The sequence below is a fragment of the Streptomyces sp. NPDC102441 genome (genome assembly GCF_044765585.1).
Lineage (GTDB): Bacteria > Actinomycetota > Actinomycetes > Streptomycetales > Streptomycetaceae > Streptomyces.
Genome location: NZ_JBIWKH010000012.1, coordinates 104,076 through 129,447, shown reverse-complemented (window position 1 = coordinate 129,447; position 25,372 = coordinate 104,076). Strand labels below are relative to the sequence as shown.

At 71.3% G+C, this 25,372-nt stretch carries 21 protein-coding genes; 9 read left to right on the top strand and 12 right to left on the bottom strand.

Features of this window, described 5'->3' with window-relative positions:
• Window positions 1-134: 134 nt before the first annotated feature.
• The 3 genes from ACIREO_RS25860 to ACIREO_RS25850 all read left to right on the top strand — a co-directional run bounded on the left by ACIREO_RS25860 (window position 135) and on the right by ACIREO_RS25850 (window position 2,960).
• Window positions 135-1,631, top strand: coding sequence for a bifunctional phosphatase PAP2/diacylglycerol kinase family protein (locus tag ACIREO_RS25860; RefSeq protein WP_404114281.1), 1,497 nt, complete (start codon window positions 135-137; stop codon window positions 1,629-1,631).
• A gap of 97 nt (window positions 1,632-1,728) precedes the next feature.
• On the top strand, window positions 1,729-2,538 hold the full coding sequence (locus tag ACIREO_RS25855) for a methyltransferase domain-containing protein (RefSeq protein WP_404114279.1): 810 nt from the start codon (window positions 1,729-1,731) through the stop codon (window positions 2,536-2,538).
• Between the two features lie 68 nt (window positions 2,539-2,606).
• Window positions 2,607-2,960, top strand: a complete 354-nt coding sequence (locus ACIREO_RS25850; protein WP_404114277.1) for a VOC family protein — start codon at window positions 2,607-2,609, stop codon at window positions 2,958-2,960.
• A 128-nt stretch (window positions 2,961-3,088) separates the two neighbouring features.
• Here ACIREO_RS25850 and ACIREO_RS25845 read toward each other — a convergent pair whose 3' ends face one another.
• The 7 genes from ACIREO_RS25845 to ACIREO_RS25815 all read right to left on the bottom strand — a co-directional run bounded on the left by ACIREO_RS25845 (window position 3,089) and on the right by ACIREO_RS25815 (window position 11,689).
• Complete coding sequence (locus tag ACIREO_RS25845) at window positions 3,089-3,322, bottom strand: DUF1049 domain-containing protein (protein ID WP_404114275.1); 234 nt, start codon at window positions 3,320-3,322, stop codon at window positions 3,089-3,091.
• 112 nt (window positions 3,323-3,434) lie between these two features.
• Window positions 3,435-5,228: a CocE/NonD family hydrolase gene (locus ACIREO_RS25840; protein ID WP_404114273.1), complete on the bottom strand. Its 1,794-nt coding sequence runs from the start codon at window positions 5,226-5,228 to the stop codon at window positions 3,435-3,437.
• A gap of 130 nt (window positions 5,229-5,358) precedes the next feature.
• Entirely contained in the window at window positions 5,359-6,303 is a 945-nt protein-coding gene (locus tag ACIREO_RS25835; RefSeq protein WP_404114272.1) for an LD-carboxypeptidase, read from the bottom strand.
• The gene (locus ACIREO_RS25830) at window positions 6,300-8,300 is read right to left on the bottom strand and encodes a prolyl oligopeptidase family serine peptidase (protein ID WP_404114270.1); all 2,001 of its coding nucleotides are present in this window, start codon (window positions 8,298-8,300) and stop codon (window positions 6,300-6,302) included. Before ACIREO_RS25830 ends, ACIREO_RS25835 begins: the two co-directional genes overlap by 4 nt.
• A gap of 38 nt (window positions 8,301-8,338) precedes the next feature.
• The gene (locus tag ACIREO_RS25825) at window positions 8,339-9,682 is read right to left on the bottom strand and encodes a M20/M25/M40 family metallo-hydrolase (RefSeq protein WP_404114269.1); all 1,344 of its coding nucleotides are present in this window, start codon (window positions 9,680-9,682) and stop codon (window positions 8,339-8,341) included.
• Window positions 9,675-10,508 carry a M55 family metallopeptidase gene (locus tag ACIREO_RS25820; protein ID WP_404114268.1) on the bottom strand — a complete coding sequence of 278 codons (834 nt, stop codon included), beginning with the start codon at window positions 10,506-10,508 and terminating at the stop codon, window positions 9,675-9,677. Before ACIREO_RS25820 ends, ACIREO_RS25825 begins: the two co-directional genes overlap by 8 nt.
• A gap of 179 nt (window positions 10,509-10,687) precedes the next feature.
• Window positions 10,688-11,689 carry an aldo/keto reductase gene (locus tag ACIREO_RS25815; protein ID WP_404114266.1) on the bottom strand — a complete coding sequence of 334 codons (1,002 nt, stop codon included), beginning with the start codon at window positions 11,687-11,689 and terminating at the stop codon, window positions 10,688-10,690.
• Between the two features lie 124 nt (window positions 11,690-11,813).
• Here ACIREO_RS25815 and ACIREO_RS25810 point away from each other — a divergent pair, with 124 nt between their 5' ends.
• The gene (locus ACIREO_RS25810; RefSeq protein ID WP_404114264.1) at window positions 11,814-12,710 is read left to right on the top strand and encodes a LysR family transcriptional regulator; all 897 of its coding nucleotides are present in this window, start codon (window positions 11,814-11,816) and stop codon (window positions 12,708-12,710) included.
• 17 nt (window positions 12,711-12,727) lie between these two features.
• On the opposite strand, the gene ACIREO_RS25805 is transcribed toward ACIREO_RS25810, so the two are convergent.
• A complete protein-coding gene (locus tag ACIREO_RS25805) occupies window positions 12,728-13,732 on the bottom strand; it encodes a chitinase (protein ID WP_404114262.1) in 1,005 nt (334 codons plus the stop codon).
• Between the two features lie 291 nt (window positions 13,733-14,023).
• Between ACIREO_RS25805 and ACIREO_RS25800 the strand changes: the two genes are divergently transcribed.
• From ACIREO_RS25800 to ACIREO_RS25790, 3 genes are read left to right on the top strand one after another with little or no spacing between them, the layout of a single operon-like run.
• Entirely contained in the window at window positions 14,024-14,452 is a 429-nt protein-coding gene (locus ACIREO_RS25800) for a hypothetical protein (protein WP_404114260.1), read from the top strand.
• On the top strand, window positions 14,452-16,695 hold the full coding sequence (locus ACIREO_RS25795; protein WP_404114258.1) for a bifunctional polysaccharide deacetylase/glycosyltransferase family 2 protein: 2,244 nt from the start codon (window positions 14,452-14,454) through the stop codon (window positions 16,693-16,695). Before ACIREO_RS25800 ends, ACIREO_RS25795 begins: the two co-directional genes overlap by 1 nt.
• Window positions 16,695-17,768, top strand: coding sequence for an acyltransferase (locus ACIREO_RS25790; protein WP_404114256.1), 1,074 nt, complete (start codon window positions 16,695-16,697; stop codon window positions 17,766-17,768). The genes ACIREO_RS25795 and ACIREO_RS25790 overlap by 1 nt, the downstream gene beginning before the upstream one ends.
• A gap of 46 nt (window positions 17,769-17,814) precedes the next feature.
• Here the strand turns inward: ACIREO_RS25790 and ACIREO_RS25785 are convergent, their stop codons facing one another.
• A complete protein-coding gene (locus tag ACIREO_RS25785; protein WP_404114254.1) occupies window positions 17,815-20,283 on the bottom strand; it encodes an MFS transporter in 2,469 nt (822 codons plus the stop codon).
• Window positions 20,284-20,483: 200 nt separating this feature from the next.
• On the bottom strand, window positions 20,484-20,927 hold the full coding sequence (locus tag ACIREO_RS25780; protein ID WP_404114252.1) for an SRPBCC family protein: 444 nt from the start codon (window positions 20,925-20,927) through the stop codon (window positions 20,484-20,486).
• A gap of 149 nt (window positions 20,928-21,076) precedes the next feature.
• Between ACIREO_RS25780 and ACIREO_RS25775 the strand changes: the two genes are divergently transcribed.
• Window positions 21,077-22,120 (top strand): Rv2578c family radical SAM protein, encoded by a 1,044-nt coding sequence (locus tag ACIREO_RS25775; RefSeq protein WP_404114250.1) that lies wholly within the window; start codon window positions 21,077-21,079, stop codon window positions 22,118-22,120.
• A gap of 125 nt (window positions 22,121-22,245) precedes the next feature.
• Window positions 22,246-23,838: an alpha/beta hydrolase gene (locus tag ACIREO_RS25770; protein WP_404114248.1), complete on the top strand. Its 1,593-nt coding sequence runs from the start codon at window positions 22,246-22,248 to the stop codon at window positions 23,836-23,838.
• Between the two features lie 145 nt (window positions 23,839-23,983).
• Here ACIREO_RS25770 and ACIREO_RS25765 read toward each other — a convergent pair whose 3' ends face one another.
• Window positions 23,984-24,421, bottom strand: a complete 438-nt coding sequence (locus ACIREO_RS25765) for a hypothetical protein (protein ID WP_404114246.1) — start codon at window positions 24,419-24,421, stop codon at window positions 23,984-23,986.
• 110 nt (window positions 24,422-24,531) lie between these two features.
• Entirely contained in the window at window positions 24,532-25,104 is a 573-nt protein-coding gene (locus ACIREO_RS25760) for an adenylosuccinate lyase (protein WP_404114244.1), read from the bottom strand.
• Between the last annotated feature and the right edge of the window lie 268 nt (window positions 25,105-25,372).

Below are 25,372 nucleotides of genomic sequence, written 5' to 3'. Positions count from 1 at the left end.
CAACGTCCTCGGCAAGACGGAGCGGGCAGGAAAGGGGCAATCTCCCGCATCTCATCCGATTCCACCGAAGTTCGGCAGGACCCGCCGCGCGCGCCTCCTGGTTCGCCGTCCGGTCGCAGGGTATTCGCTGTGCCATGCCTACAACGAGCAGTCTCCCCTCCCCCGGCCGCTGGCGGGCCTGGCTCCACCAGCGCGATCTCGCCGCGTTCCAGCGCGTGGCCGAAAGACACTGGCCCGGCGCCGAGCCCGTCCTGCCCCGGCTGAGCCGCAGCGCCAACCATGGGCTGCTGTGGTTCGGGGCCGCCGCGGGCATGGCGGCGCTGGGCTCCAGCGCGCGGTCCCGCAGGGCAGCGCTGCGCGGGGTCGCCTCCCTGGCTGTCGCCTCGGCCGCGATCAATACCGTCGGAAAGGGGGCGGTGCGCAGGGAGCGCCCGATACTGGATCTGGTCCCGGTCATACGACAGCTGAAGCGGCAGCCGTTCACCACGTCCTTCCCGTCGGGGCACGCGGCGTCCGCGGCGGCCTTCGCGACCGGTGTCGCCCTGGAGTCGAAGGGCTGGGGCGCGGTCGTCGCCCCGGTGGCGGTGGCCGTGGCGGCCTCCCGCGTCTACACGGGGGTCCACTATCCGAGCGATGTGCTGGCCGGTGCGGCGCTCGGCGTAGGGGCCGCGTTCGCACTGCGGGGTGTCGTACCGACCCGTGGACAGCTCCCGGCCCCGGGGCGGCCGCCGGCCGTGGCCCCCGCGCTGCCCGCGGGCCAGGACCTGGTGGTGGTCGTCAACCGGGAGTCCGGCTCCGCGACAGCTGCGGCGACCCTGATCCGCGACGCACTGCCGCTCGCGGAGACGATCGAGTGCGCACCGGCCGACCTGCCGGGATGCCTGGAGAAGGCGGCAGGCCAGGGCAAGGCCCTGGGTGTCTGCGGGGGTGACGGCACGGTCAACATGGCGGCGTCCGTCGCGGCGACCCACAGCCTGCCGCTGGCCGTGTTCCCCGGCGGGACCCTCAACCACTTCGCGTACGACCTCGGCATCGAGACCGTGCAGGACACGGCGGCGGCGCTCGCCTCGGGCGACGCGGTCCTGGTCGACCTGGGCCGCTTCCGGCCCGGCCCCCAGGGCCCCGGCGGGGCGCCCGGCTACTTCCTCAACGCCTTCAGCCTGGGCGTGTATCCGGAGCTCGTGCGCACGCGGGAGCACTGGGCACCCCGGATCGGCGGCTGGCCCGCCGGGGTGGTCGCGGCCTTCGAGGCTCTGCGCGGATCACGCCCCCTGACCGCGGAGCTCCAGGGGAGGCGGCGGCCGTTGTGGCTGCTCTTCGTCGGCAACGGGCTGTTCCAGCGGGTGGGGCCGGCTCCGGGCCGCCGCCACAACCTGGCGGACGGACTGCTGGACGTACGTGTGGTGCACGGTGGCCGCACCCCCGGACTCCGACTGCTCGCCGCGGCGGTGGCCGGGCCGCTGAGCCGGTCACCCGTCCACGCGGCGGTACGGCGCCGCAGGGTGCGGCTCGCCGGGCTCACGCCGGGGACCCCGTACGCCTACGACGGCGAAGTGGCGCACTCCGGAACGGAGTTGATGATCGACAAACTGCCCGAGGCACTGATGGTGTACTGCCCGATGCCGATATAGCTCAGCCACATAATGAGACGCCTATCTCAATATCCGACATCGCGGCGTACCGTCATCTCATCGCCTGCGACTGAGGTCCGAGAGAGGACGTACGGCCATGCCGAAGGAAACCGCCGTCTACACACACGGCCACCACGAGTCCGTACTGCGCTCGCACCAGTGGCGGACCGCCGCCAATTCGGCGGCCTATCTCATCGGTGAACTCCGCCCCGGCCGGACGGTCCTGGACGTGGGCTGCGGACCGGGCACCATCACGGCGGACATCGCCGCGCTGGTGGCGCCCGGCCGGGTGACCGCGGTGGACACGAGCCGCGACGTCCTGGACCGCGCGGCGGAGGCGGCCGCCGAACGCGGCGTGGACAACGTGGAGTTCACCACCACGGATGTCCACGCCCTGGACTTCCCCGACGACTCCTTCGATGTGGTCCACGCCCATCAGGTGCTCCAGCACGTCGGTGATCCGGTGCAGGCGCTGCGCGAGATGCGACGGGTCTGCCGGCCCGGCGGCGTCGTCGCGGCCCGCGACAGCGACTACGCGGCCATGACCTGGTATCCGGAAGTTCCCGGGATGCCGGAGTGGCAGGAGCTGTACGGCCGGGTCGCCCGCGCCAACGGCGGCGAGCCCGACGCCGGACGCCGGCTGCTGTCCTGGGCGCAGCAGGCGGGTTTCACCGACATCACCCCGACCGCTGCGGCCTGGTGCTTCGCCACCCCGGAGAACCGCGCCTGGTGGAGCGGCCTGTGGGCGGACCGCACGACCGCGTCGGTGTACGCGAAGCTCGCGGTGGACGGCGGCCACGCGAGCTCGGGTCAGCTGACGGCGATCTCGGATGCCTGGCGCGCATGGGGCGGGGAGCCCGACGCGTGGTTCATGGTGCCCCACGGCGAGGTGCTCTGCCGGGCGTGACCCCGGCGGCGGGCGGCGGTGCGGCGAACCGATCACATCCGGTGGAGCCGGCAACTACCCTCGTGGTCATGGAAATCCTGGGAACCACGCTGCGTATCTGTGTCGACGACCTGGAGGCCGCGGTGGCCTTCTACGAGGGCCTGACCGGCACTCCGGCACAGCGCTTCGAGCGCGGCGGGGTCTCGGTGGCGGCGATCGGCTGCTTTCTGCTGATGAGCGGCCCGGAGTCACAACTGGAGGTGCTGCGCAAGGTGTCGGCGACCATCGCGGTCAAGGACGTCGACGAGGCACACGCGACTCTGACGCGGGTGGGCGCGAAGGTCATCGCGGGCCCTGTGCCCACCCCCGCCGGCCGGAACCTGATCGCGCTGCACCCGGACGGCTCGGTCTTCGAGTACGCCGACCGGAACGCACCAGCCTGAGGTGTTCAGCCGGTCGGCTCCTCGGCGAAGCTGTCGACGACCGGGTCGGTGAGCAGAGCGCCGGCGGTACCGTCCGGGTCCAGATCGGGGTCGTGGATCGTGACGGGACACGGCCACGGGCGGTCTCCCTACCGTGCGGCCCGCCTGCGGAAGAGATAGGCCCCGCAGAGCCCGCCCGCCAGGAAGACGCCCAGCAGCGCGGCCCAGAGCGGCATCGTGACCTTGGGGATGATGACGCGGATGGTGACCTCGTCGGTGTTCACACAGATGAAGACGATCGCCAGCACGGCCAGCACGATGACCGCGATCCGGGCCGGCGCGAAGGGGCTCGTGGAATCGCTGGATACGTCCTTGGGACTCATGAGCTGCCCTTTCGCTGGTCCTGGTGCCGGGCCGGGAACGGCGGTCCCCGGACCTCAGGATGACTCCTTCCCGTGTCCGGGGAGCAGTGGGGCAGGGCCGTGCGGGTGATGGTCAGCCGATCACGGGGAGCTCCAGTACGCCGGTGTCCTGCGGGGCGCTGACCACGGTGACCGGCTTGACCCCCCGGTTGCCGAAGTACGCCGTGTCGCTCGCGGCGATCACGAACCGCAGCCGGTGTCCGGCCTCGTACCGGTGCACGATGCCCGGCAGCTCCACGGTGAAGGGGCGGGTGACATCGGGGACGCGCACCGGGGCGACCAGGCGGTTCACCAGCTTCTGGGTCCCGTCGGGTGCCACGTCGTACACCTTGGCGAACAGGGTCAGCTTGTCCGCCGCGTCGCCGCTGTTCTGGACCCGTTCGGTCTTCGGGGAAACGACCTTCAGCGTGGCCTTCGGCGCGCCCACGACGTCCACCGGCGTGGTCAGCGGAGCACTGGTCCAGCCGAGGTAGGTGCCCTTGGTGTCGTACGGCGCGCGGTCGGGCAGCCCGATGAGTCCGGCGAGGGAGCTCTCGGAGTGGCTGGTCGGCAGGAGCCAGTTGGTGTACTGGCGGCTGCCGCGGGTGACCTTCGAGCGGCTGTCCACCAGGGACCCGTCGCCGGAGAGGTACATCGTGCGGGAGAGGGCGGGGACGGCGGCCGCGGTGCCGTAGCCGCTCTCCCAGTCGCGGTAGTAGGCGAACTCGGGCCCGGTGGCGGAGTCCTCGTCGTGGTGGAGGTAGCGGTCGAACCAGGCGAGGATGCGCTGCCCGACGTAGCTGGTCTCCAGATTGCCCGTGGCGAGGTCGAGTTCGCCGGGCACCGAGCCGCCGCTGTGGCCCCAGGCCTGCCAGATCATCTTCGTCGTGGTGCCCTGGGCCTCGAGTGCCCGGTAGGTGGCGGTGGCCTCGTTGAGGTTGAACAGACTGTCGGCCTGGCCCTGGACGAGCAGCGTGGGCGCGGTGACGCCGGAGAGGTAGGAGGCCGGCGAGACGCTCCGTGCGTACGTCAGCATCTTCTGCGTCGCGTCGGCCGGATAGCGGCCGGAGTTCAGTAGGCGGATTATGTCGCATGCCTGCTGGGCGAAGTGGAGGCAGCCGAGGCTGCCGAAGCGCGAGGGGTCGAGGCTCGGGACCAGCAGCGGCTGACCCTCACCCATCAGGTAGAACCCGTTGGTCCACTGCCACTTGAAGACACCGGGCGTATCGGAGGAGACGCCCCTCGACGCTCCGGCGGCGTTGGGGGCGAGCGAATACGCCAGGTCGTTCCAGGTGATCAGCGGGACCAGTGCGTCCACGCGTTGGTCGGCGGAGGCGGTCGCCAGCTGGATGGCTCCGCCGTACGAGCCGCCGATCATGCCGACCACCGGGTCTCCCGGTGCGTCCGTGGTGACGTAGTCGGCCTTGGTGCCGTCGTCGGCCGCCCGGGTACCGCCGAGGAAGTCGAGGAGCCCGGAGGCGGCCTTGCCGTCGATGGCGGGGTCGTCGAGCGTGATGAGGCAGCCGGACTTGCCGAAGCCCAGGCCCGAGTAGACGAGGCCGACGTAGCCGCGTTCGGCGAAGGCCTTGCCGATGGCGTCGGTGGAGCCGTCGGACTTGCTGCCGCCGAAACCGTTGGTCGCGAGGACGGCCGGGGCCGGGTGCTGGGCATCGACACCCGCGGGCCGGTAGAGGTCGGCGTCCACCGTGCAGGACCGGTCGCCGGCCCGGACGGTGAACTCCAGTGGGGTGACGGTGTACTGCTCGGCCGCGGCGGCCGGAGGGGCGCCGGTCAGGGCGAGCGGGGCGAGAAGCGCCACCCCGGCGAGCAGGGCGAGTGGACGTGGACGGCGGAATCTGGGCACAGCACGCGACACATGGACCTCCACACCGAGGACACATTACCGACCGGTAAGTACCGGGCCCGGCCCATGTTGTGACACAGCTCATACCGCTGTCAACGTATGGGAGGCGAGTTTTCCCGGGATGGACCGAGACCCCTCCCGCTCTGCCGGGCCGTCAGACCAACGCCGGGACCTGTGAGGTGAGCGTGCACCGGCCACCGTCGGCCGGTGCCTCCAGCAGTGCCCGTACGCCGAGAGGGACGGTCAGCGCCGTGGGGCCGTGGCCGAATCCCAGCTCCTCGACCACCGGGATCCCGAGACCTCCGAGGCGGTCGGCGAGCACGGCCCGCACCCCTTCGTAGGGCCCGCAGGCCTCCCAGGAGCCGCACACCACCCCGGATATCCCGTCGAGGGCGCCGGTGCGCAGCAGCCGGGTGAGGATGCCGTCGAGACGGTAGGGCTCCTCGCCGGTGTCCTCCAGCACCAGCAGCCCGCCCTGAGCCGAGGTCCGGGCGCGCGGGGTGCCGGCGTCGGCGGCGAGGAGGGACGCACAGCCGCCGTAGGTGACCCCCAGGGCCGTGCCGGGCACCAGCGCGGCCGCCGTGCCCAGACCCAGGGTCTGCACCGACTCGGGTTCGAACAAGGTGGAGCGCAAGGACTGTTGGGTACCGTCGTCCTTGAGGAAGACCTCGGTGGCGACCATCGGACCGTGCAGGGTGGAGAACCCGGCCCGCAGTGCGAAGGCCTCGTGGAGCACGGTGATGTCGCTGTAGCCGACGAACACCTTGGGCCCGGCCGCCCGCATCGCGGGCCAGTCCAGGAGATCGACCATGCGGTGGGCGCCGTACCCTCCCCTGGCGCACAGCACGGCGTCCACGGACGGGTCGCACCAGGCCTCCTGGAGGTCCCTGGCACGGTCCTCGTCCGTACCCGCGAGATGACCCAGCTCCGGGTGCGTGTCGAGCACATGGGGGGCCGCCACGGGGTCGAGGTCCCAGCCGCGCAGCAGGTCGAGGCCGCGCTCCAGCCGTTCGGGCGGCACCGGGCCGCTGGGGGCGACGACCGCGACCCTGGCCCCGGGCCGCAGCCGGTCCGGGCGCGCGAGCGGCTCCAGCGTCATCGCTTCAGCTCCAGCCGCGGCACGTCGGGGCGATCGATGCCGAACGTCTGCGCATACAGGGAGAGTTCAGCCTCCAGTGCGCGCCTCACGGTGTCGGCACGGCGGAAGCCGTGGCCCTCCCCCTCGAAGGTGAGGTAGGCGTGCGGGATCCCGCGTCCCTCCGTCGCGGCGAGGAAGCGCTCGCACTGGACGGGCGGGCAGATCGGGTCGTCCAGGCCCTGGAGCAGCACGAACGGGGCGGTGAGCCCGTCCGTGTGGTTGACGGGCGAGCGCTCCTGGTAGCGCTCGGGCACTTCGGCGTACGGGCCTACGAGCGATTCCAGGTACTCCGATTCAAAGTCGTGCGTCTCCCCGGTCGCCCAGCCCTCCAGGTCGAGGACCGGATAACTGATCGCTCCGCAGGCGTACACGTCGGTGCGCGTGAGGGAGGCGGCGGCGGTCCAGCCCCCGGCGCTTCCGCCCCGGATCGCCAGCCGGTCCCGGTCGGCGGAGCCCTCCTCGGCCAGCCCGAGAGCGACGGCGGCGCAGTCCTCCACGTCGACGACGCCCCATTGTTCGCGGAGCCGTTCGCGGTAGGCGCGGCCGTAGCCGGTCGAGCCGCCGTAGTCGACCTCGGCGACACCGATGCCCCGGGAGGTGAAGTAGGCGATCTCCAGGTCGAGTACGAGGCCGGAGCGACCGGTGGGGCCGCCGTGCGCCCAGATGACGTAGGGCGGCAGCTCGCCGGCGGGCCCGGTGCGGTCGGGATGGCGCGGCGGATACACCTGGGCGTGGATCTCACGGCCAGCCGGTCCCGTGAAGGTGCGGATCCGCGGCTCCGGGTGGAACGCGGGATCGACCGCGTCCCGGTGGGGGGCGCCGATGGTCCGGGTGTGCCCCGTCGCCGTGTCCAGCTCGACCACCTCGTGCGAGGTGTGGGGGCTCGCGGCGATACCGATGACCCTGGTGTCCTGCACGGCGAGGGTCTCCGACCACGCGGTCCAGGGGCCCGCCGCGTCGACGAGCTCACCGGTCTCGGGGTCGAGCACACCGAGCGCGGTGGTGCCCCGGCCGTGGATGACGGCGATGAGCCCGCTGTCCAGGAGATGGAACCAGCGCAGGCCGATCTTCCACAGCGGCCCGCCGAACTCCTCGCTCCGGCCGCCGCAGAGCCTGCTGGTGGGCACGACCGCGCCGGCGACGGTGTCGGGCCTGATCCGCTGGAGCTCCCACCAGCCTCCGATGTCCGACACGAAGAGGAGCGATCCGTCCCGGTCCCACTCCACCTGGACGACCGACTCGTCGACGCCGCCCACCAGCGGCCGGACTCCCGTGAAGTCTCCCTCCGCGGTGACCTCGGCCATCTGCACGACGGTGCCGTCCCACGGCATCCGCGGGTGGTCCCACGCGATCCAGGCGGCCCGGCGGCCGTCGTGCGACAGCCTGGCACCCGTGACGAACCGGTTCCGGTCGTCGGTGAGTTCGCGTACGGCGCCGCGGTCCCCGGCGGCCGATCCGTCCAGCGCCACGGCGGCGACGACCCGTCGCACATCGGTGGGTGACTCGCCGGTGAACTCCTCCAGCACACACCACACCTCACCACGGTCGAGGTGTACCTGCGGGTCCACCCAGCGCAGTCCGCCGCCGAGTCCCGACACGGGGGTGAGGGGCCATGGTTCGTCAGGGCCGTCCGGCGCGTAGGCGTACAGCCGCTGGTCGGGGAAGTGGACGAAGACGAGCAGCGGCCCGCCCTCCTCGCGCGGCGCACCGGCCCACGGCATTCCCCCGTACTCGATGACGCGGCTGCGGGGGTTCCACGGTTCGGGGAGCACGGACCGGGTACCGCCGTCGGCCCTGCGGCGTACGAGGGCGCGGCGGCCGCCCTCGGCAGGGCGCGGTTCCGTCCACCACACCTCGTCGCCGACGGTGCCGACGAACTCCGGCCGCCCGTCGTGCGAGGCGGCCAGCGCCGCGTCGATCGGCGACGGCCATGTGCCGTACGCCGCAGTGGACGCCATGGTCGGTTTCCCCCTCTTCGGTCGGGCGGTGCGGGTCGTCAGGCGGTACGCAGGAAGTGGTCCAGCACCCGGACACCGAAGTGCAGGGCGTCGACGGGGACCCGCTCGTCGACGCCGTGGAACAGCGCCTGGTAGTCGAAGCCGACGGGCAGCTTCAGCGGGGAGTAGCCGTAGCCGGTGATGCCGAGTCGCGAGAACTGCTTGGCGTCCGTGCCGCCCGACATGCAGTACGGGACGACATGCGCGTCCGGGTCGAACAGCTCGATGGCCGAGCGCATCTTCGCGTACGTCGGTGAGTCGACCGGGGCTTCGAGGGCGACCTCGCTGTGCTGGAACTCCCACTCGACGCCGGGCCCGATGAGCCGGTCCATGGTCTCGCGGAACTCGTCCTCGCCGCCGGGCACCATGCGCCCGTCGATCTGGGCGGTGGCATGGCCCGGGATCACGTTGACCTTGTAACCGGCTTCCAGCATCGTCGGGTTGGTGCTGTTGCGCACGGTCGGCTCGATCAGCGCGGCGGCCGGGCCGAGCTTTCCGAGGAGCTCGTCCACGTCGAACCCGGGGGCGTCGGGGTCGAAGGGGATGTGGTGGAGTGCGGCGATCTCGGTGAGCGCGGCCCGTACCGTCGGGGTCAGCCGTACCGGCCACTCGTGGGCGCCGATCCGGGCGACGGCTGCGGCGAGCCTGCTGACGGCGTTGGCCCTGTTGACCTTGGAGCCGTGGCCCGTCCGGCCCTCGGCGGTCAGCTTCAGCCATCCCGTGCCGCGTTCACCCGCCGCGACGGGGTAGAGCGACATGCCGGGCCCCGCGTGGAAGGTGAAGGCACCGGACTCGCTGATGCCCTCCGTACAGCCCTCGAAGAGCTCGGCGTGCCGGTCGGCGAGGAAGCCGGCCCCGTCGTGCGCGCTGGCCTCCTCGTCGGCCGTGTAGGCGATGACGATGTCGCGGCGCGGGCGCACACCCGCACGTGCCCAGGCCCGGACGACCGCGAGGACCATCGCGTCCATGTTCTTCATGTCGATGGCCCCGCGCCCCCACACGACGCCGTCGCGTACCTCCCCGGAGAAGGGGTGCACGGTCCAGTCCTCCGCCATCGCGGGCACCACGTCGAGGTGACCGTGCACGAGGAGGGCGTCGGCCGACCTGTCGGTGCCCTCGATCCGGGCGACGACGTTCGTCCGTCCGGGCGTGCGCTCCAGCAGGGCCGGCTCCAGCCCCGCGCCGGCCAGCCGCTCGGCGACGTACTCGGCGGCCGGGCGTTCCCGGCAGGTGCCGTCGCCGTTGTTGGTGGTGTCGATGCGGATCAGTTCGGAGGTGAACGTCACCGATTCCTCAAGCGCCCGCTCGTCGACCGGTCCGGTGGGATTGCCCGCCTCAGCCATACTGTTCCTCCACAGCGGCCGACACGATCGTCGTCACCGCCTTGAATGTGCGAATACCTTCGTACATCGTCCCGCTGGTATAGGCCACGCGCCGCTCGCCGCTCGGCGCCACGCCGGGAACCACGGTCGCCGCACCCGCCAGATGCTCGGCGTCGAACTCCAGCTCCACGGTGTAGGAGCCGCTCGTCACGGGTGTGTGGCGCCCGGCGAGCGCGGTCGCGCCGGCGGCTGCCGCCCTGATGTCGGCGGCGGTACGCGTGGGGGTACGGCATACGGCGGCGTAGCGCGAGACGTAGTCCTTCACCGCGACCGTACGCGCCCCGGGGGCGTAGCCGCGGGCGTCCTCGCAGGTCAGGTCGTCGCCGGTGACCAGGACCACGGGGACGCCGTACTCCGCCGCGACATGGGCGTTGAGCAGGCCCTCACTGGCCCGGACGCCGTTCAGCCAGACCCCGGTGACGGAGTTGGCGAGATAGGTGTGGGCGAGCACGCCCTCGGTGCCGGCGCCCGTGTGGTAGCCGACGAACGCAACGGCGTCGACGTCGCCGTGCTGGATGCCCTCGACCATGGAGAGGGACTTGTGCTTGCCGGTGAGCATCTGGACGCGCTCGTCGAGGTGCTCCAGGAGCAGGTTGCGCATGCTCCAGTGGGCCTCGTTGACGAGGACCTCGTCGGCGCCCCCGTCGTAGAAGCCGAGCGCCGCGGCGTTCACGTCGGAGGTGAAGAGCGAACGGCACCGCTCCCACTGCGGGGTGCCGGGCAGCACATCCGCCGGCCAGGTCACTCCGGTGGCGCCCTCCATGTCGGCGCTGACGAGGATCTTCACGGTGCGCGGTCCTGTCGCTCGTCGGTCGCTCCTCCGCCCGTTCACGGGAAGAGGATCTTCGTGCCGCATCACGGTACGCGCCGGGACAGCACCGGGCCAGAGCCTCCGTGATCTGTCACTGGTCCAGTCCGGTGAAACCGTCCGCCGGCCGGGGTGCCGGACGGCGGACGGCTCGGGGATCAGACGCGGCCGGTGCCCTTGACCAGCTCACCGATCCGGGCGAGCTCCCCCTCGGCGAACTCCAGGTTGCCGACCGTCGCCACGCTGTTCTCCAGCTGGGCGACACTGCTCGCGCCGACGACGGCGGAGGTGACCCGGCCGCCGCGCAGCACCCAGGCGAGCGCCATCTGGGCGAGGGACTGTCCGCGCTCCCGGGCCAGTTCGTTCAGTGCGCCCAGCCTGCTCACCAGGTCCGGGGTGACGGCCTCGGCCGACAGGAAGGGGCTGCTGCCCGCCGCGCGTGACCCCTCCGGGATGCCGTGGAGATAGCGGTCGGAGAGGATGCCCTGCTCCAGCGGGGAGTACGCGATGGAGCCGGTGCCGAGCTCGTCCAGGGCGTCCAGCAGCCCGTCCTCGACCCAGCGGTCGAGCATGGAGTAGCGCGGCTGGTGGATGAGGAGGGGGGTCCCCAGCTCGTTCAGGATGCGGGCGGCCTCGCGGGTCTGCTCGGCGGAGTAGTTGGAGACGCCGGCGTAGAGCGCCTTGCCCTGGCGCACCGCCGTGTCGAGGGCGCCCATCGTCTCCTCGAGCGGGGTGTCGGGGTCGAAGCGGTGCGAGTAGAAGATGTCGACGTAGTCGAGGCCGAGCCGGGTCAGGCTCTGGTCGAGCGAGGAGCGCAGGCTCTTGCGGGACCCCCACTCGCCGTACGGCCCCTCCCACATGTGGTAGCCCGCCTTGGTGGAGATGACGATCTCGTCCCGGAGCCCGGCGAAGTCCGTCTTCAGCGCGCGGCCCATGGCGGTCTCGGCGGAGCCGGGCGGCGGGCCGTAGTTGTTGGCGAGGTCGAAGTGGGTGATGCCCAGGTCGAAGGCCCGGCGCAGGATCTCGCCCTGGCGCTCGGGGGTCCGGTCGCCTCCGAAGTTGTGCCAGAGCCCTAGCGACAGCGCGGGGAGCAGCAGGCCGCTGCGTCCGGTGCGCCTGTAGGGCATGGCGGTGTAGCGGTCGGCGGACGGAAGATACATACGAGCACTCCACAGGGCATGGCGTAGCGCCCCAGGTCCGGTGCGCGTTCCCAAGACTGGCGGAGATCGATCCAGCGGTCCAACAGGAGATTCCGCTGGGATTCATCGGTTAGATTGCTCAATCATGGAACTGCGTCAGCTGGAGCACTTCGTCGCGGTCGCCGAGGAGCAGCACTTCACCCGGGCGGCGGAGCGGCTGGCCGTGTCCCAGTCCGGGCTGTCCGCGTCCGTCCGTGCGCTGGAGCACGAGTTGCGGACGCCGCTGTTCAGCCGTACGACTCGCATGGTCCGGCTCACCGAGGCAGGGGCTGCCCTGCTGGTGGAGGCGGAGCGCACGCTGGCGGGCGCCAGGGCGGCGCGGGACGCCGTCGACGCCGTACGAGGGCTGCTGCGGGGCACTCTGACGCTCGGGGTGGAGCAGTGCGTGGCCGGGGTCAGCACGGCGCGGCTGCTCGCGGCCTTCCACCGGGAGCATCCGCACATGGAGATCAGGCTCCGGCAGGAGGGTACGTCCAGCCTGCTGGACGGTGTGGCCGGCGGGCGGCTGGACCTCGCGTTCGCCGCGACCGTGTCCCCGCCGGAGTGGCGGGGCGAGCTCGTGCCGCTGGCTCGGGAGCCCATGGTGGTCCTGTGCGCCCCCGGCCACCGGCTCGCCCAGGAGGAGGGTGGGCGGGTGGCGTGGAGTGAGCTGCACGGCGAGTGGTTCATCGACTTCCACCCGGACTGGGGGCCCAGGCGCGCGGCGGACGAGGCGTTCGCGGCGGCGGGGGCCCGCCGCACGGTGGCGCTGGAGGTCAACGATGTGCACAGCCTGCTGGAGCTGGTGCACGAGGGCCTGGGGATCGCGGTCGTACCGCACCACTTCTCCCGTAAGCCGGAGGCCCGTGGCCTGGTCGCGGTGGAGCTCGACGGAGCGCACCGGCCGTTCTACGAGAGCGTCGTGGTCCTCCCGCCGGCCCGGGCGATGACCCCGGGGGCGAAGGCGCTGATGAAGCTGGTCCGTGAGGCCCCGCTGCGCTGACCCTGGCCGCCCGGCTCTCAGCCGCTCAGCGCTTCGGCGAACGCGCCCGCTTCCTGGTCGACTCCGCTGCAGGTGTCCGAGGCCCCCGTCGTGTCCTCGTCCGAGGCGCACTCCTGGTCCCGGAAGGCCGCCCACAGCGAGAGCGCGCCGACCCCCTGTCGGGTGGCGAAGGCACGCAGGGACTCGGCGTCGTCGAGGGTGAACGTCTCCCCCTCGACGTCGTTGACCCCGATCATCACGGTGATGTGCAGCGCCTTCCACGCCTCGTCCTGCGACAGTCCGAGCGCGTCCACGAGCTGGTCGTGGGCCGCGGCGGCGGCCTGCTCCGCGTAGTCGCCCATGTCGCCGCTGTGGGACGTGCTGTAGTTCATCGCCATGATGTCGACCCCCGAGACGTCGACGTCCTGGTCCACCGCGTCCTGGAGGACCGCGAGCCCGGTGTCCTCGAGCCCTTCGGGCATGACGGGCAGTGTGTAGGTGACGTCGAGGTCGCGCTTCTCCTGAAGCAGGGCGAGTGCCTCGTTCCGGCGGGTGACGGAGGCCGTGTCGGTGAGAGCGTCGCCCTCGATGTCGAAGTCGGCCTTCGTGGCGCCGACCGCGTCGAGCACCTCCGCGTAGGCGTCGGCGAGTTCCTCCGCGCTGTCGCAGGCCAGTGCCGCCTCGGTACCCGCCGCGCCGCCGAAGGAGACCCGGATGTCCGCCCCGGTCTCCGTGAGCGCCTCGGCGCGCGCCGCGACCACGTCGCTGCCGACTGCGGCGCTGCCGCCCCAGAAGGGGGTGCAGCTTGAGGCGTCGGAGGTGACGAAGGCGAGGTTGTACGTGTCGGGGGACCCCGCACTGTCGGTGTCGGCGGCGGTCGTGGCGCTCACGTACGGGGTGTAGGCGGCCTGCGTGGCCGCCGGTGGAGGCGGCGCGGACCCCTTCGCCTGATCCGCCACGCCACCCGTCGAGCAAGCCGTGCAGGCGAGACCGAGCGCGATCAGCCCCGCAGCGACTGAGGAAACCCGTGTGCGCCTTTGCATGAGTATGTGCACCTGCTCTCGGAAAGTCGCCCGGGGAAGGCAGCCGGTGCTGCCGGGACACCATGAACCTCTCACACCAGGAGCGGCGCGAAGACACAGTCAACTCATGGGAAAGGACCGGAAGTGGCCGTCAAAAGCGGTCAACTACCTGCTGGGGCCGGTTGGAGCGGTACGGAGCAGATGGCTCTCAGTCGGCGCACTCTCAGCGGTCCGACAGGTTCAGGCCCCTTTCACAGGGTGCGGAAAGGAAAGCTCCAGACTTCACACAAAGAGTCTTGTCACCATGCGCACATGCAATCCGATCTCGTCATCGAGAAAGACCCGGCGCCTCGCGGCCGACGCCGGGCACACGCCGGTCCGGCCCGTTCGGCCGAGCGCCGCCGCGCGGTGGCAAAACCCCAGGAGGGGCCCGTCTTCGTGGACAGCTCCGGGCGCCGGTCCACGCTGCTGCGCCGCGCCGGCATGCTCCTGGGCACAGTCTGCATCGGTTACGCCGCCGTGCTGGGGCTCGCCTTCATGGGCGGAATCTCCATGACCCCCTCCGAGCTGCTCCCCTTCAACGGCGGCCCGGCCGCCGGACCGGGGGGCGGGACGCAACCCGGATACGGCATGCCGCCGGGCGGCGCCGCCCGCCCGAGCGGCGTGCCGCCGGCACCCGGCCAGGCGACACCGTCCGGCCAGGCGACGGCTTCCGCGTCCGCATCGGCCGGGGAGAACTGATGGCCGCTTCGCGACGCCGGCCCGGCAGGATCAGCCGCATACGGCGCCAGGCCGTCCCCCGGCCCCGTGTGATCATGGCCCTGCTGCTGTTGCTGGGGCTCGTCTGCACGATGCTGCTGGACGGCTATCTGCGCTCCGAGGTCGGTGACGACCAGCGGGTGCGCTCCGGCGCCTCGGCGGACACGGTGCCCAGCGATGTGCTGGAGGGCGGGCCCATCCTGAGCTTCCCCGGCGGCACCGCCCGTACGCAGTCCGTGCCGGACAAGACCATCGTGCTGACCTTCGACGACGGCCCCGATCCCGAGTGGAGCGGCAGGGTCCTGGACGTCCTGCACGAGAACGACGTGCCGGGCACCTTCTTCCTCGTCGGCTCGATGATCTCGCGCTATCCGGACGTCGTACGGAGAATGGTCGACGAAGGCAACGAGGTGGGGGTCCACACCTTCACCCACGTCGACCTCTCCTACCAGAGCGAGGCGCGGGTCAAGCGGGAGATCGCCCAGACGCAGCTCGCCCTGGCGGGCGCCGCCGGCATCACGACGACGCTGTTCCGTGCCCCGTACTCCTCGAAGACCGATGCGATCGACGACTACAGCTGGCCCGTCTACGAACGCCTCGGCGCGATGGGCTACACCAGCGTGTTCATCGACACCGACAGTGAGGACTGGCAGCGGCCCGGCGTCTCCAAGATCGTCAAGTGGGCGACCCCGGAGGACGGCGAGGGTGCGTCGGTGCTCTTCCACGACTCGGGCGGCGACCGATCCGAGACGCTGGCCGCGCTGCCGAAGTACATCAAGAAGATGAAGGCGAAGGGCTACACCTTCACCACCGTCAGCGGCGCCCAGCAGCAGGACAGCGGCGCCGGGGAGGACGCGGACAGTGCCGCACCGGCAGGCGCCGTACCACCCGGTGGCGCACAGGCCGGCGGCACACAGGGCAACGCGGAGCAGACCGCGCACCGCAAGGCGGACACCGCGAGCCTGTGGGAGGGCCGCGCCCTGCTCGCCGCCGTGGCCGTCGCGGAGTGGACCGTGCCGGGGCTGGCCTCGGTGCTGGCCGTCGTCGGGTTCGCGGTCCTGGCCCGCTTCGGCATGATGCTCCTGCTCGCCCGGCGCCACTACCGACAACGGAACCGGCGCAGATTCGCCTGGGGTCCGGAGGTGACCGGGCCGGTGAGTGTCATCGTCCCGGCCTTCAACGAGAAGGAGTGCATCGCCGCCACCCTCAAGTCCCTGGCCGCGAGCACGCATCCGATCGAGATCGTGGTCGTCGACGACGGGTCCACGGACGGCACCGCGGAGATCGCCGAATCACTCGGCCTCCTCAACGTCCGGGTGATCCGGCAGGAGAACGCGGGCAAGCCGGCGGCACTCAACAACGGTGTGAAGCAGGCGCGGTACGACATCGTGGTGATGATGGACGGCGACACCGTCTTCGAGCCCGACGCGGTGCACCAGCTCGTCCAGCCGTTCGCCGACCCGGGGATCGGCGCCGTCGCGGGCAACGCGAAGGTCGGCAACCGGTCCACGATGATCGGCGCCTGGCAGCACATCGAGTACGTGATGGGCTTCAACCTGGACCGCAGGATGTACGACCTGCTGCGCTGCATGCCCACCATCCCCGGGGCCATCGGGGCCTTCCGCCGCCAGGCGGTCCTGGAGGCCGGCGGGATGAGCGAGGACACGCTGGCCGAGGACACCGACATCACCATCGCGCTCCACCGCGCGGGCTGGCGTGTCGTCTACGCCGAGCACGCCCGCGCCTGGACCGAGGCACCGGCTTCACTGGGGCAGTTGTGGCGACAGCGCTACCGCTGGAGCTACGGCACCATGCAGGCGCTGTGGAAGCACCGCAGGTCCGTCACCGACCGGGGGCCCTCCGGGCGCTTCGGCCGGGTCGGCATGCCGCTCGTCGTCCTCTTCCAGATCGTCACGCCGGTGTTCGCGCCGCTCATCGACGTCTTCACCGTCTACGCGATGATCTTCGTGGACTTCCGTGCCTCACTGCTCGCCTGGCTGGCGGTCCTGGCCGTGCAGCTGTTCTGCGCGGCGTACGCCTTCCGGCTCGACCGGGAGAAGTACAGGTACCTGCTGATGCTGCCCCTCCAGCAGCTCGCGTACCGGCAGTTGATGTACCTCGTGCTGATCCACTCGTGTGTCACGGCGGCGACGGGCGGCCGGCTGCGCTGGCAGAAGCTGAAGCGCACCGGTGAGATGGGAACGTCCCACGTGGGGGCGTCGTAGTGGCGGGGGCGCACCGCAGGGCGGCGTTCGCGCCGGCCCCCGCGGCCGCGACGGGCACCGGCCGTGACCGTTCCTTCGACGTACTGCGGGCCGTGGCGCTCGTCCGGGTGGTGATGTACCACACCTTCGAGTGGCCCTGGCTGGGGTACGTCTTCCCGTCCATGGGCGTGATGTTCGCGCTCGCCGGCTCACTCATGGCCCGCTCGCTGGAGCGCCCCGCCCTCGGCGTGCTCCGCGGCAGGCTGCGCCGGCTGCTCATACCGGTGTGGCTGTTCGGCATCGTGCTCGGGGTGGCGATGCTGCTGCACGGCTGGGTGCCCGGGCCCGACGTCCTGCTCTGGGTGCTGCCGGTCGGTGATCCGCCCGGCAACGAGTGGGGGGAGCAGGCGTGGGCGGTGCTCTGGTATCTGCGCGCCTATCTGTGGTTCGTACTGTTCTCGCCTCTGCTGCTGCGTGTCTTCCGGCTCGCGCCTCTCCCCGTGCTCGCCCTGTCCCTGGTGCCCGTCGTGGTGCTGGAGACGGTGTCCGGCGTGCCGGACGGCCGGCTGGGGGGTGCGCTGAGCGACGCGTCGGTGTTCCTGTTCTGCTGGCTGCTGGGCTTCGCGCACCGCGACGGTGTGCTCGGCCGGCTGCGAGGCCCGGGAACGGTGACCGCCGCGGCGCCGCTGATGGCCGCCGGTGCCTGGTGGGCGGCCGGGCACCCGGTGGAGGGTACGTACGACCTGGACGACATCCCGCTCGCCCAGGCGCTCTGGTCGGCGGGGTTCGTGCTGCTCCTGCTGCGCTTCAGGCCCCGCTTCGACGGACTCGTACGTCATCCGGTGGCCGACCGGGTCGTCACCGTGTTCAACGCCCGCGCGGTGACGGTCTATCTCTGGCACGAGGTGGCGCTGATGGCCGCGGTGCCGCTGATCGACCTGATGTGGGAGGTGCCGGCGCTGGAGCGGCATCTGCCGCTGGACAGCGTGTGGTGGCAGTTCGGCGTCGCGTGGGTGCTGATCGCCGCCGCCGTGGTCTGCTTCGGCTGGATCGAGGACGTCGCGGCGAGACGGAACCCACGGCTGCTGCCGTGAGCGGGGCGGGTGTGTGGCTCGCACACCCGCCCCGCCCCGGTCCTGCTCAGTCCTCGTGGCCCAGCTGGAGATCGCGTTCGGTCCGTCCCCCGCCGGGGAGTTGGAGCACGGTGGCGACCGGCGGGTAGCCGGCGGCGATCACGGTGTACTCGCCGGTCGACAGGTCCACGAAGCGGAACGCTCCGTCGGAGCCGGTGGTGAGGGTGTCGACCACGTTGCCCGCCGCGTCCAGCAGCGTGACCCTGGCGTCCTCGACCACCCGCCCGCCGGGGGCGCGTACGATCCCGCGGAGCACGGCGCCGCCCGCCAGCTCGATGTCCTGCCTGGTCTCCCGGGCGGCCTGCACGCTGACCGGGAGGGCGGCGGGGCGGAAGGCGGACGCGCTGGCCGCCAGGGTGTACTCACCGGCCACCAGCTCGCTGATGACATAGGCGCCCTCGCGTCCGGTGCGGGTGGTCGCGACGACTTCGCCCCGTACGTCGGTGAGCGTGACGGCCGCGTCGCGGACGGGGGCGCCGTCGGGTGTGAGGACCGCGCCGGCGAGCCGGCCCGCCCCGCCCAGGACCACGTCGAGCTCCACCGGCCGGTCGCTGACGGTGACGCTGACGGCCTGCGGCTGGTGCCCGCCCGCGGCGGCGATCAGCACGTAGGTACCGGTTCCCGGCGCGCTCAGCGCGTACCTGCCGTCGTCGCCGCTCGCGCCCCGTCCGACCTGCCGTCCCTGGCCGTCGATGAGGGTGAGCGCGGCCCGCCCCACCTTCGTACCGTCCGGGTGCTGTACACATCCGCACACCGGGGTCCCGGACAGCGGACCTGGCTGCGGCGGGCCGGGGTCGGTGCGGGCCGCGGGGATCGTGGAGTGCGCCGCGGCCGGGTCGGGGGCCGTCTGGGGGGTGTGGTGGGACACCAGCGGTTTCTCCTTGAGGAAGAAGGCGAGGAACAGGCCGAGCAGGAGCACCGGCACCAGGTAGAGGAAGATCCGCGGCATCGCGTCGGCGTACGCCTGGATGTAGGCGTCGCGCAGCGCGGGCTCCATGGCGTGGACCAGCTGAGGGGTGATCGACTCCGGGTCGGGCAGGTCGGCGCCGGAGGGGAGCCGGACCCCGAGCGCGTCCGAGAGCCGCCCGGCGAACAGGGTGCCGAAGATCGCGGCTCCGACACTGCCGCCGATCTGCCGGAAGTAGTTGTGCGCGCTGGTGGCGGTGCCGAGGTCGGAGGGGCGTACGGAGTTCTGCACGGCCAGCACCAGGATGGACATGACGAGACCGATCCCGATGCCCAGGACCGCTTGCCAGATGCCGTACTCCAGCGCCGAGGTGCCGGTGTCGAGCAGGGAGAGCAGCCACATGCCGACGGCCGACACGGCTCCGCCCACCAGCGGGTAGACGCGGTAGCGGCCGGTGCGCGAGACCAGTTGCCCGGAGACGACGGAGGAGATGACGATGCCGCCCATCATGGGCAGCATCAGCAGCCCCGACTCGGTGGCGGACACGCCCTCGACCATCTGGAGATAGGTCGGCAGATAGCTGGCCGCCCCGAAGAGCGCGACCCCGATGACCGCGCCCACGAGCGAGGTGACGTTGAAGACCGAGTCGCGGAACAGGCGCAGCGGGATGAGGGGTTCGGCGGCCCGGTGCTCGACGACGAGGAAGAGCAGGGCCGTTCCCGCGGCCCCCGCGGCGAGCCCCAGAATGGTCCGCGACCCCCAGGCGTACTCCGTACCGCCCCAGCTGGTGAGCAGCACCAGGCAGGTCGACGCGACGGCCAGCAGGAGCGCTCCCAGCAGGTCGAGGCGGGGGCGGACGGCCGGCTTGGGCAGTTTCAGTACTAGCGCGATGACCGCGAGGGTGACGAGGCCGAACGGCACGTTGATGTAGAAGCACCAGCGCCAGGAGGCGTGGTCGGTGAAGAAGCCGCCGAGGAGCGGGCCGGCCACCGAGGCGAGGCCGAAGACGGCCCCGATGAGGCCCATGTAGCGGCCCCGCTCCCTGGCCGGGACGATGTCGGCGATGATCGCCTGGACGCCGATCATGAGTCCGCCGCCGCCGATGCCCTGGACGGCGCGGAAGGCGATGAGTTCGTCCATGGTGCGCGACCAGCCCGCCAGGGCGGAGCCGATGATGAAGACGACGATCGCGAACTGGAAGACGCTTTTGCGGCCGAAGAGGTCGCCGAGCTTCCCGTAGAGCGGCAGGCCGATGGTGGAGGCGAGCAGATAGGCGGTGACCGCCCAGGACATCTTGTCCAGGCCGTGCAGCTCACCGACGATCTTCGGCAGGGCGGTGGCGACGATCATCTGGTCGAGGGCCGCGAGCAGCAGGGTGAGCATCAGACCGAGGAAGACCAGCCGGATCCTGCGGGGGCTGATCTCGTCCGGCGGCGCGGGCGGTCCGGCGGCGGACGGCGGTGGAGGCGGCTCGGACTTCACCGGCACACCGGGTTCCACCCAGGTCCCGGGGACCCCGTACTCCGTGCCTCCCGGCTCGTCCTTCACCAGAGTGATCCCACCCACCACGTAACGCTCCCCTCGTCGCAGCTGCGCCGCTCATTTCTCGCATCAGGCGGCGAGGCGGGGCAAACGCGACCGGGCGCACGCAGGGCGCGTACAGAGGGCTTATGCGCCGGTGGGAGGGGTTACGGCGCACAACCGGCCACCCCGGAAAACCACTCTTTCCGGTGAGGCCGGCCGTGACGTCAACAGCGGGAGGGGCAGGGTTACTTCTCGACCTCGGTGGCGAGGTTCTGCAGCAGTTCGTCGTAGATCCGGCCGAGCCCCTTGGGCGCGAAGGTCTTCTCGAAGAACCCGCCGATGCCGCCGGCACCGTTCCACACGGTCGAGACGACGGCCTTGGACTTCCCCTCACCCGCCGGGGTGACGGTCCAGGTGGTGACCATCGTGGAGTTGCGGTCCTTCTCGATCAGCTGCCCCTCGGTGGGCTCCGTGACCTCCAGCAGGCAGTCGCGCACCCGCTTGCTCGTCGCCTGGAGCTTCCAGTGGACGAGGGTGCCTTCGCCGTCTCCGCCCTCGCGCACCTCGTACTCACTGAAGTGCCCGGTCAGCACCTTGCCGCGGACCTCCTTGTAGTCGGCCAGCGCGTCGAACACCGTCTCTGCGTCCGCCGCGATGATCCGCTCTGTCGTGGCCTCGACCTGCGCCATGCCTGCTCCTCCAGCACTCGGTTGTTCGGGGGTGCTGCTGAGCCAACCACCTCGGGTACGGCCCCTCAAAATCGGGCCCCGCGCTCCGCCGCGCACGATCAAGGGAACACATGTTCTATTCTCTGCGGAGTGCTACCAAGGAGGCGTTCATGCGCTGGGACAATCTTGCAGAGAACACCACAAAACAGGGGAACGGTGCGCTCTTCGCCGCGGACGCGGTGACGACACGCACCTTCGACACCCCGGAATTCCGGGGAATCACCTTCCATGAGATCCGGGCCCGCTCGATCGTGAACCGGGTACCCGGGGCCTCCCGTATGCCGTTCGAATGGACCGTGAACCCCTACCGGGGCTGCACCCATGCGTGCGTGTACTGCTTCGCCCGCAAGACCCACAGCTATCTGGATCTGGACACCGGTCTCGGTTTCGACTCCCAGATCGTCGTGAAGGTCAACGCCGCCGAACTGCTGAGCCGCCATCTGGCCTCCCGCCAGTGGCACGGCCAGCACATCGCGATGGGCACCAACGTCGACTGCTACCAGCGGGCAGAGGGCCGCTACCGGCTGATGCCCGGCATCATCACGGCCCTCCGCGACCACGCGAACCCCTTCTCCATCCTGACGAAGGGCACCCTGATCCTGCGCGACCTCGACCTGCTGCGGCAGGCGGCCGAGGTCACCGAGGTGGGCGTCTCCGTATCCGTCGGATTCACCGACCCCGAGCTGTGGCGCACGGTCGAGCCGGGCACCCCCTCCCCCGAGCGCCGCCTCGACGTCGTCCGCGCCATGACGGACAACGGGATCGGCTGCGGAGTGCTGATGGCCCCGGTCATCCCCTTCCTCGGCGACCACCCCGACCAGCTGCGCGCCACGGTCCGCGCCATCGCCGCCGCCGGGGCCACCTCGGTCACCCCGCTCGTACTGCATCTGCGGCCCGGCGCCCGCGAGTGGTTCATGCAGTGGCTCGCGCAGCACCATCCGCACCTGGTGCGACGGTACGAACGGATGTACGCCGATGGCGCGTACGCGCCGACCTGGTACCAGCGGTCCATCACCCGCCGGGTCCACGAGCTCGCCACCGAGTACGGCATCGGCCCGGCCGACCGGGGCGGCGCCCGCCGCATCGCCCGCGAGACCCCGCCGGCCCTGACGGACGGTCACGCAGCCGGCCCCACCCAGCTGACCCTGCTCTGACCGCACGGTCTCCCTGCCCGAACGGGTCAACTCTCGACGCCAGGTGTCCTGCCAGGACCGGATCCGGGAAGCATGCGGCGGGGGCTGTGCCACCCACAGCCGCGTTCCCCGACACGGGAGGCCCTATGACGAAACGTGCAGGAATTCTGGTCGCCGCCGGCGCCACGGTCGCGGGTCTGGTGACCGCAGCGCCGTCCACCGCGTCCACCGCGCCCGACGGGACGGGTGCGGCCGCCCCACGCGCCGCCGCGCCGCTCAAGTGGACCGGCTGCGGGACGAAGTCGTATCCGGCTCTGCAGTGCTCGACCGTCCGCGCCCCGCTCGACCATGACAACCCGTCGGGCAGACAGGTCACGCTCGCCCTCTCGCGGATCCCGCACACGGCGAAGACCTCTCAGGGCCCCCTGCTGGTCAACCCCGGTGGCCCCGGCGGCAGCGGACTCTCCATGGCGGGCTTCGTGGCGTCCTCGCTGCCCGGGAAGCTCGCCGCGCAGTACGACGTGATCGGGTTCGACCCGCGCGGTGTCGGGAAGAGCACCCCCGCCCTGGACTGCGTACCGAAGTACTTCGAGCCCGTACGCCCCGACTCGGTGCCGGACTCCTACGAGGCGGAGAAGACCGCACGCAACCGGGCGGCGTCCTTCGCGGCGGCGTGCGGTGAGAAACACGGCGACCTGCTGCCGTACATGGACACCGTCAGTGCCGCGAAGGATCTCGACGTCATCCGCGGGGCCCTCCGCGCAGAGCAGATCAACTACTTCGGTTACTCCTACGGCACCTACCTGGGCGCGGTCTACGCCAAGCTCTTCCCCGAGCGCGTACGCCGCCTGGTGCTGGACTCGGTCGTCGACCCGGACGGCGTCTGGTACGAGGACAACCTGGGCCAGGACCACGCGTTCGACGCCCGCCACAAGGCCTTCGCCGCGTGGGTCGCGAAGAACGACGCCACCTACGCACTCGGCAAGGACCCCTCCGCGGTCGAGGCCGCGTGGTACCGGATGCGCGACGCGGTGAAGAAGCACCCCGCGGGCGGCAAGGTCGGGCCGTCCGAGCTCGAGGACACCTTCATGCCGGGCGGTTACTACAACGGCTACTGGCCGCTCCTCGCCGAGGCGTTCGCGGCGTACGTCAACGACAAGGACCAGGAAGCGCTCGCCACCGCTTACGAGGACTTCGCCGCCGTCGACAGCAGCGGCGACAACGGCTACTCGGTCTACGCCGCCGTGCAGTGCCGCGACGCCGGCTGGCCCAGGACCTGGAGCACCTGGCGAAACGACACCTGGCAGGCGCACCGCAAGGCGCCCTTCATGTCATGGAACAACACCTGGTACAACGCGCCGTGCGCCACCTGGCCGGTGGAGCCGCTGGAGCCCGTACGGGTCACCAACGCCGCCATCCCGCCCGCGCTGATCCTCCAGGCCACCGACGACGCGGCCACCCCCTACGAGGGCGGCGTGACCATGAGCCGCAGGCTCAAGGGCTCCGGCCTCGTCGTCGAGCAGGGCGGCGGCAACCACGGCATCACCCTGAGCGGCAACGACTGCCTGGACGACCACCTGGTGGACTACCTCACCGACGGCACCGTCCCGACCGGCGGCGGCAACGGCGCGGACGCGGTCTGCGACGCACTGCCGGAACCGAAGCCGGCGCCCGCCACGAAGGCGGGCGTGAACATGAAGGGCAGGACACTGCACGGTCTGCTCGGCTTCCGCGGCTGACGCGCGGCTGGAATGCCGGACCCCACGCCGGGGGCGTACGCCAGGACGGACCGCGTGACCACACGGCCCGCTCCCGCGTACGCCCCCGGCGTGCGAGCAAAGAGCCCGCCCCGGGGGGGGCGGGCTGCTCGCGATGCTCAGTCGGTCAGACCGGCGGGTTGGAGTAGGCCTTGCGCCGGAACGCCGCCTTGGTCCCCGCTCCGGCGATGCCGTCGATGGCACCCTTGTAGCCCTCGAACTTCTTCAGGTTGGCCTGGAGCGACATGATCGTTTCGGGTCCCACGATCCCGTCGATGTCACCCTTGTAGGGACGGGGTTGGTCGGGCCAGGTTTTCAGGAAGCGCTGCATCGCCTTCCAGCTGTTGGTCCCGAGCACCCCGTCGATCTTGCCGTTGTAGCCGTACATGGTGAGGATCCACCGCTGGACCCGTTGGGCACCCTGCTTGTCGAGGCCGAGGTTGACCACGGCCGCGCTCGCCGGCCCTGCGAAGCCGACCACCGCCGCGCCGGATGCCGCCACCGCCAGCAACCCGCCTCGGATCAGCCCGCGACGCGAGACGCCGTTCCGCCTGTTCTGCTCCACGCTCTTCCCTCCGTTGGTCCGGGGGTCCTCTCCCGGCTTGCGGCACAGGCTAGCCGGGACCGTCATGTCAACTCTCCGGAACTCAGAGTCTCGTGCCCCTTCTTACACACTCAGCCCGCAGCCAGTCGGCGGAGCGCCTCCGCCGCCGCCGTGCCGAGCCGGGGGTGCGGCAGTGCGGCCTCCAGGACCGGGCGGGCCCGGCCGTCCCCCAGGCTTCCCAGCCCCTCGACACACGCGAGGGCGACGCGCCAGTGCGGTTCGTCGGGGGTCAGGAGCCGGTGCAGGGTGCTGACCAGTGCGGGCACCGACTCGGGGGCGCGCAGGTCGGTCAGCAGCCGCACCGGGTGCAGTGCGTAACCCGTCCGCAGGCTGTTGGTGGCGAGCGCGGCGGCCGCTCCGGGGGTCCGGGGGTCACCGAGGACCCGGAGTGCGTGTGCGGCGGATACGCAGCGCTCGGGGTCACGGTGGTTGAGGAGGAGGACCAGCGCCTCGAAGGCCCGGCGGTCGCCCCGGCAGCCGAGCCGGAACGCCGCGATCTCGCGGGCCCACAGCGGGCGTTCGCGTTCCACCAGGACCCGGGCCAGCTCCTCGTCGTCCTCGGTCGCGATCAGCCGGCGGAACGCCTCCGATTCGCCGGCCTCGTCCCCGATCCTGTCCGTCAGCGAGCAGAACTCCTCATCCATGACGCTGAGTTTATGGTGGCGAACGCACCGTGGTTGACGAACTGTGTGCCAGCGCACAGTCCGCCAGGGCTGGCGCGCTCGTTACCCGCCGGTTAAGCTCAGGTGAGCGGGACACACACCCCGTCGGCTCCGGTGGCCTGGTGACGCAGCCATCCGGAGTGCTTGTCGGTTCGGCAGTTCGTGAGACGTGGCTCCGGGACAGAGCCCCGTCACCCTTCCCCCCGGTGTGCCCCCGCGCGCGACCGGGACCGTGCACCACGACACGCAA

Excerpts from the sequence above, each read along its gene's own strand:
- ACIREO_RS25780 (WP_404114252.1), bottom strand. The coding sequence starts at position 20,927 with ATGGCGCAGGTCGAGGCCACGACAGAGCGGATCATCGCGGCGGACGCA.
- ACIREO_RS25860 (WP_404114281.1), top strand. The coding sequence starts at position 135 with ATGCCTACAACGAGCAGTCTCCCCTCCCCCGGCCGCTGGCGGGCCTGG.
- ACIREO_RS25760 (WP_404114244.1), bottom strand. The coding sequence starts at position 25,104 with ATGGATGAGGAGTTCTGCTCGCTGACGGACAGGATCGGGGACGAGGCC.
- ACIREO_RS25850 (WP_404114277.1), top strand. The coding sequence starts at position 2,607 with ATGGAAATCCTGGGAACCACGCTGCGTATCTGTGTCGACGACCTGGAG.
- ACIREO_RS25815 (WP_404114266.1), bottom strand. The coding sequence starts at position 11,689 with ATGTATCTTCCGTCCGCCGACCGCTACACCGCCATGCCCTACAGGCGC.
- ACIREO_RS25830 (WP_404114270.1), bottom strand. The coding sequence starts at position 8,300 with ATGGCGTCCACTGCGGCGTACGGCACATGGCCGTCGCCGATCGACGCG.
- ACIREO_RS25835 (WP_404114272.1), bottom strand. The coding sequence starts at position 6,303 with ATGACGCTGGAGCCGCTCGCGCGCCCGGACCGGCTGCGGCCCGGGGCC.
- ACIREO_RS25810 (WP_404114264.1), top strand. The coding sequence starts at position 11,814 with ATGGAACTGCGTCAGCTGGAGCACTTCGTCGCGGTCGCCGAGGAGCAG.
- ACIREO_RS25800 (WP_404114260.1), top strand. The coding sequence starts at position 14,024 with ATGCAATCCGATCTCGTCATCGAGAAAGACCCGGCGCCTCGCGGCCGA.
- ACIREO_RS25795 (WP_404114258.1), top strand. The coding sequence starts at position 14,452 with ATGGCCGCTTCGCGACGCCGGCCCGGCAGGATCAGCCGCATACGGCGC.
- ACIREO_RS25770 (WP_404114248.1), top strand. The coding sequence starts at position 22,246 with ATGACGAAACGTGCAGGAATTCTGGTCGCCGCCGGCGCCACGGTCGCG.
- ACIREO_RS25775 (WP_404114250.1), top strand. The coding sequence starts at position 21,077 with ATGCGCTGGGACAATCTTGCAGAGAACACCACAAAACAGGGGAACGGT.
- ACIREO_RS25855 (WP_404114279.1), top strand. The coding sequence starts at position 1,729 with ATGCCGAAGGAAACCGCCGTCTACACACACGGCCACCACGAGTCCGTA.
- ACIREO_RS25825 (WP_404114269.1), bottom strand. The coding sequence starts at position 9,682 with ATGGCTGAGGCGGGCAATCCCACCGGACCGGTCGACGAGCGGGCGCTT.
- ACIREO_RS25805 (WP_404114262.1), bottom strand. The coding sequence starts at position 13,732 with ATGCAAAGGCGCACACGGGTTTCCTCAGTCGCTGCGGGGCTGATCGCG.
- ACIREO_RS25845 (WP_404114275.1), bottom strand. The coding sequence starts at position 3,322 with ATGAGTCCCAAGGACGTATCCAGCGATTCCACGAGCCCCTTCGCGCCG.